Annotated in this window: 3 protein-coding genes; 1 reads left to right on the plus strand and 2 read right to left on the minus strand. The window is 65.2% G+C overall.

Annotation, left to right across the window (positions count from 1 at the left end; translation table 11 throughout):
- Positions 1-17: 17 nt before the first annotated feature.
- Both ACE3S9_RS16970 and ACE3S9_RS16975 read right to left on the minus strand, forming a co-directional pair.
- Positions 18-1022 (minus strand): tetratricopeptide repeat protein, encoded by a 1005-nt coding sequence (locus ACE3S9_RS16970; protein WP_374547658.1) that lies wholly within the window; start codon positions 1020-1022, stop codon positions 18-20.
- A gap of 271 nt (positions 1023-1293) precedes the next feature.
- Positions 1294-2916, minus strand: coding sequence for a mucoidy inhibitor MuiA family protein (locus tag ACE3S9_RS16975; protein ID WP_374547659.1), 1623 nt, complete (start codon positions 2914-2916; stop codon positions 1294-1296).
- Positions 2917-3106: 190 nt separating this feature from the next.
- On the opposite strand from ACE3S9_RS16975, the gene ACE3S9_RS16980 reads away from it, so the two are divergent.
- The coding region (locus ACE3S9_RS16980; RefSeq protein WP_374547660.1) for an EamA family transporter at positions 3107-3380 on the plus strand (274 nt) is incomplete at its 3' end.

Consider the following 3380-nt stretch of genomic DNA (forward strand, 5'->3'; position numbering starts at 1 on the left):
CGATGAAGGCGCTACAGTCAACGAAGCCGCTCGTCATCGATATTGACTGTTCCCAAGCGGATCATGGCAGGGATCAGGCGCAGCCAAGCGCCCACCCCTTGCAGGCGGCTCCCGAAAGCGGCGTCGCCTTTTAGCATTCGGAATGCGACATCGCGCTTCGCGATAAAATGACCCAGACCTGCGGCTCTTTTGAGAAGCTCGTCGCTCTCACCGGGATGCGCCGCAAGATGTGGCTGTTTCCGCAGAACGCGGTATTGCCAGTAGGTCGAGGATATCGGCCATTGTGTATCCTTTCGCCACCACGTAAGCGCGGCGTCAGGCCGTCCGGCTCGGAAGTGCAGACCGCCGATTTGGTATGCAAGGTCCAATCTGCCCCCGTCATAGGCCTCTTCGTAGCACCGGAGAGATTGATCACGATCTTCGGCGACGCCAAGGCCATTCCAATACATGTTGCCGAGACATTCCTGCGCCCATGCCGAGCCGTCGCTCGCGAGTCTATTGAAGAGTGGCAGCGCCTCGGCATATCGCTTTTGTTGGAACATTTCGTAGGCGCGGCGCTCATCGGTCGAACGGATGGCAGGCAAAAGGCCCTGATTGGCGGATTTTTGCATCCAGCGCTCTGCTTCTTCGTCCTCCCCCGCTGCGAACAACATGGAACCTAAATTGTATTGACCGTGGGCATCGCCCGCCTCTGCTGCTTTTGCAGACCATTGGCGCGCCAAGGCCAAGTCGATTTTCCCTGCGCTGCCGGAATGATGCATACGACCGATCCAATCCATCGCCTCGGCGTCACCCAGGCTTGCCGCTTTCGAAAACCAATGATGCGCTAGGTTCCTATCGGCGGTGACGCCTTTTCCATTCAAATAAAGGTAACCGAGCCATGTCATTGCCGGTGCGGAATCCTGTTCCGCCAGAACTTCGAAGGCGGCGAAGCTGCCTGCCTCGTCGCCGGAATCGAACAAGTCCTGCGCGGCTTTCAGGTTCGGATTGGAGTCATAATCTTCCTGGCTGTCCGGCTTCATCGGGCCTTCCGGCATCGAAATGGGACCTGCCTTGGCAGCGGAAAAATAACTAAATACGAGCATCGCTCGATGACGGGTAGATTCTGTCGAAATTAACCGCCCGCATCAAGCGGCGCTTTTCCGTAAGGTGAAGACGGACTGTCCAAACAAACGGGAAATCACCGGAGCGGTCCTGAGCAACGAGCAGATTTGCGCCTGTTTCGAGATGGCCGCATGCCGCCGTGAACGGAAATTCAAACTGAGGCGCTACCGGGCTGTTCCTTCGCTTGATTCAGGGGACGATCACGTCGCGGTCGGCCGGCCATTTCATGCGATAGGCCAGCGTCAGCTCTTTGCTCTGGTTCGCTCCCAGGTCGAAGCGCCAGCGCAGCAGGCCGCGCTTGCCGTCGGGGTCTTTTTCGCTGGGCGGCGTGGTCTGCGACAAAAGCTCGACCACGATGGCGGTGTTTTCCGAAAACGGCGTCTGGTCGGTCACGACCGCGCGGATCGGGAAATCGTGCAGATTGCGCACAATGGTCTTGAATTCGCGGGTTTCGACCTTGGTCTGGCCGAACCAGCCCGGCTCGTTCTCCTTGCGCCTGACCGGCGCGCGCTGGACGGTCACGCGCTCGTCCGCGCCGAAGCCGAGGTCGCCGGCCTCATGCGGCGCGACGAGGGCAAGCCCTTCCTGGCCGATCAGCGCGCCGTCGCGATAGACGGCGACCGGGCCGGCCAGCAAGGGAGCGTCTTCGCCATTGACGAAATGGGCGGAGAGGAAGGCGCGCGGGTCGAGCGCCGGCGCGATGCGCCACGACAGTTCCGCCTGCGGATTTTGCGTGGAGAGGGCGATGTTTTTCGACGAGCCGTCGGACGCGAGGCTGACGCGGCCCGGCGCGACGAAACTGGCCTGGTAGGGGCCGGCGTCGAGCTGGGCCTGCCGCGTCTCGGCCTTGGCGAGCGCCGGCGGGGGCGCGGCGGGCGCATTGCGCGAGGCGCTGTCGGTTTTGGCGGCGGCGGCGACCGGAATCGGCGGCTCGAAAAAGGCGATGACCTGCGGGACCGGCTCGGGCGCGGCGACCGCTCCGGTCGCGCGGAAGGCGGCCAGGGTCAAGGCGACGTCGCTCCAATCCTCGCCGGTGGTCTGGGCGACGAGCGCGCGGCGGGACAGTTCGAGCTTCGGCGCGCCGCTCTTGCCGCCGGTATCGAGATGGGCCTCATAGGCCGGCGTCCAGCGCGCGCCGGCGACGCGATAGATCAGCGCGAGGCGGAACTTGCCGGCGGACGGCGCCTCCACATCCACCGCGACGTCGCGCGCCGCGCCTTTCGGGCCGCGTGCGGGGCGGGCTGCCTCCAGCGCCTTGATGCGGGCGTCGATCTCGTCGCCGGCGGCGCGCGCCTCGCGCAGGTCTTCGCCGGTTTTCGCCATGCCCGCGCCGACGGCGTCCCAGGCCGCGCCCCAATCCTGCGGCTTGAGGCCCTCCTCGCCGATGTTGGGCCCGCTTTGGGAATAGACCTGCATCATGGCCAGTTTCGCCGCCAGCGCGTCGATTTTCACCTGGGCCGCAGCCCGCTCCGCCTGAAGGGCCTTCAACTGCCGGTCGAAATCGCTGTCGCCGGCCGGCGCGGGCGCCTTGCGCACATCGACCGCGCCAAGCACCAGCCGCGCCTCGCCGTCGCCGCCTACACGGAGCGTCGCGGGATCGAGCGATCCGGGCAGGCCGTGGAACACCAGCCGGCTTTCGCCCGCCGGCAGCTCGATCTCGGCGAGGCGCGTCACCACCGCCGCGTCGGGATAGAGCGTGACCGAATCGACGCGCGAGGCGGCGTCGACTTCCCCCGCATGCGCGGGGGCCGAGCAAAGAGGCGCCAAGCAAAGAAGCGTCAGGGGGAGGGCGGCGAGCAGAACAGGACGCATGTCGGCCTCGGGCGGTCGAGCGGGAGCGGGGCGGCATCATGCGCGCGGGATTGCGAATTTTTTTCGACCGGGATCGGGCGCATTTTCGCGCAAAACGCAGTTTCCGACGCTGCAAGGCGCTTTCGCTGGACCGTTGGACGAATTTTGGCCAAGGTCCGCCTCCGTTCTCGATCCCGCGAAAGGTTCCGACTTGCGCGCATTCCTCGGCCGGGCCGCGAACAGCCTAAATGAGCGCGCGGTCGTCCTTCTGGTCCTCACGGCGGCGATGTGGGGCGCCAATGGCGTCGTCAGCCGCGCCGCGGTCGGCGCCGTCGCGCCCATGACGCTGGTCGCTCTGCGCTGGCTGATCGTCTGTGCGGTTCTGACGCCGCTGGCGCGCGGGCCTTTCATGGCCAATCTGCCGGTTCTGCGGCGCCATTGGCGTTTCCTCGCGGCGATGGCGCTGAGCGGCTATACCGTGTTCA

It is taken from the genome of Rhodoblastus sp. (assembly GCF_041915505.1).
Classification (GTDB): Bacteria; Pseudomonadota; Alphaproteobacteria; order Rhizobiales; family Beijerinckiaceae; genus Rhodoblastus.

What these genes read in the sequence shown, in the direction of transcription:
- ACE3S9_RS16970 (WP_374547658.1), bottom strand. Translation starts at nt 1,022, where the DNA reads ATGAAGCCGGACAGCCAGGAAGATTATGACTCCAATCCGAACCTGAAA.
- ACE3S9_RS16975 (WP_374547659.1), bottom strand. Translation starts at nt 2,916, where the DNA reads ATGCGTCCTGTTCTGCTCGCCGCCCTCCCCCTGACGCTTCTTTGCTTG.